Origin of the sequence: Microcoleus sp. PH2017_12_PCY_D_A (assembly GCF_020738565.1) — a bacterium.
GTDB lineage: Bacteria > Cyanobacteriota > Cyanobacteriia > Cyanobacteriales > Microcoleaceae > Microcoleus.
Genome location: NZ_JAEQCI010000262.1, coordinates 1 through 1,760 on the forward strand (window position 1 = coordinate 1; position 1,760 = coordinate 1,760).

A 1,760-nucleotide genomic window follows, 5' to 3' on the forward strand; every position below is an offset into this window, starting at 1 on the left:
GAAATTGAGCTTTTTGAAGGATCTTCGTAATTCGGCGAACCGCTAATATCGAGACGTATCGGGCTGACATCCACACTCACCCCGCCAGTCACCGAAACCCCTCCTATGTTGGCTACCTCGCGGGTGACGCCGATACCTCCGGTGCTTACAGAAGGCTCCGTTTTTTTGCCGAGATCCGGGTAGCCGCTTTTGCTTAGATCCGGCCCCGAGGCGCTGGGAGATAATCGTGATTTAGAACTAACGCGACTAGGCATAGCTCGCCTCTATGCCTGCTATGCGGCTGCCAGTCCCAGAGGCGATCGCCCACAACTCACCACTTAGACTGTTGTCTTCTCCCATGCTCCAACTGCCGCCGTTAGCCGCTAAGTACATTCCCGTACCGCAATCCATATATCCGAATCCCCAATGTTGCTGGCATAAAACACGGCGCGATTTGAATTTGCGACTCTAAATCTAGTGGGAGACGCAGACGAGATATTAACACCGTAAGGCACAGCAGCGCCAATAGATTTAGCGGGTTTTTCTATTAAGTTAACCTCAAATCTAAAATCACCTTCTAAGTTGATATAATCGCCAGCCCCCAACACCCCGGAACCGTAATTGATTATTGAAATTCCGAGCCTGTCGTCAGGACTTAAAAGTTTAAGCTGATTGATTGTTAGGTACGGAACAACAAAAGGAATTGTCGTCTCTCTACCCTTGTTTTGAAGTCTAGCTGTTGACAAAACAGACCACGTTCCCGTACCTTTTCGGGCAGGAAACCTCAAGCCGAGAAAAGGATATTTTTCTTCTACCTTAAGCATTTCGGCGATTTTTTCAGCCGAATTCATCTCCGGGTACAACTCAGGGAAAGGAGCTTGTCGCAAAGAGGGAAGATAAATGGCACCGCTGAGCGTTTCCAGATAAAAACTTTTTTCAATGTAGTAACTAGACTCCAGTGCTGCGTATCCGGCAAAGGCTTCAGAGCAGTTGAGAATTTCAATAATATTAGTGCCGTCAGCGCTGGTGATCGAGCGGCGAAAAGTTCGAGTGCCACTAAGTGAATTATTGCTCACAGCAGCCAATCCTTACCTTCAATTACAGAGCCTCCACCGGGCAACTGTAAAACTTCTACAGGAAAATCTATATCGGCGCTAAAAGTAGCATTAGTGCCGCCAGAAGCCGCCAGCACAAACTGACAGCGGCGCACGTTGCTGGCGTTACTCGGATTTTTGGCGGTGTCGAGTTCCAGCAGTTTCAAGTCTACAACTCCTTGCATGACTGCCTGAGTCAAGTTCGGCGCCGCGCTGCTGCCGCCAGTTCCGCTGGTGAAGGTGGAACCCGTCAAGTAATGAGTAGCTGTTTGTGTAACTTGCCCCGCACTTGTATTAGTTGCTTGACAGTTGAGAACGAGGGATACGGTTGCTAGCTTTGTGGATAGGTTGACGCTAATTGAGATCGAGTCAGTTCGACTGGCAACTTTAGTTAAATTGTTTTCTTCTTGTTCTAGTTTTGCCAGCAGCCCGTAAACATATCGTTCTTTGCTGGCGGGCCCAGTGGGGGCTGATTGGGAAACGCCAGTTACTGTGGCGCCGGCACCGGCTGTATGTACTGCCATTCTTTAGAGATTTTATAAATATGTTTCTAGTTTATTAACTTTTTAGTTTATGTTTGGCTTTAAACTTTTTCTTAACAAGTTGCTCTTATAGATAAAAGAGCAACTTGTTAAAAAACAGCGAGCACCGACTTGTATGAGCTTGAGCCAATTAGAATTGACTTAG

General features: G+C 47.3%; 4 protein-coding genes. All 4 read right to left on the minus strand.

All coding sequences use genetic code 11. From position 1 onward, the window contains the following. Window positions 1-254, minus strand: a 254-nt coding sequence (locus tag JGK39_RS33440; protein WP_293299131.1) for a hypothetical protein, incomplete at its 3' end; no start/stop codon positions are given. After that, a complete protein-coding gene (locus JGK39_RS33445; protein ID WP_293299134.1) occupies window positions 247-372 on the minus strand; it encodes a hypothetical protein in 126 nt (41 codons plus the stop codon). The genes JGK39_RS33440 and JGK39_RS33445, both read right to left, overlap by 8 nt. Beyond that, on the minus strand, window positions 363-1,055 hold the full coding sequence (locus JGK39_RS33450) for a hypothetical protein (RefSeq protein ID WP_293322704.1): 693 nt from the start codon (window positions 1,053-1,055) through the stop codon (window positions 363-365). Before JGK39_RS33450 ends, JGK39_RS33445 begins: the two co-directional genes overlap by 10 nt. Continuing rightward, complete coding sequence (locus tag JGK39_RS33455) at window positions 1,052-1,597, minus strand: hypothetical protein (RefSeq protein ID WP_293262874.1); 546 nt, start codon at window positions 1,595-1,597, stop codon at window positions 1,052-1,054. Before JGK39_RS33455 ends, JGK39_RS33450 begins: the two co-directional genes overlap by 4 nt. Window positions 1,598-1,760: the final 163 nt, after the last annotated feature.

Excerpts from the sequence above, each read along its gene's own strand:
- JGK39_RS33445 (WP_293299134.1), bottom strand. The coding sequence starts at position 372 with ATGTACTTAGCGGCTAACGGCGGCAGTTGGAGCATGGGAGAAGACAAC.
- JGK39_RS33455 (WP_293262874.1), bottom strand. The coding sequence starts at position 1,597 with ATGGCAGTACATACAGCCGGTGCCGGCGCCACAGTAACTGGCGTTTCC.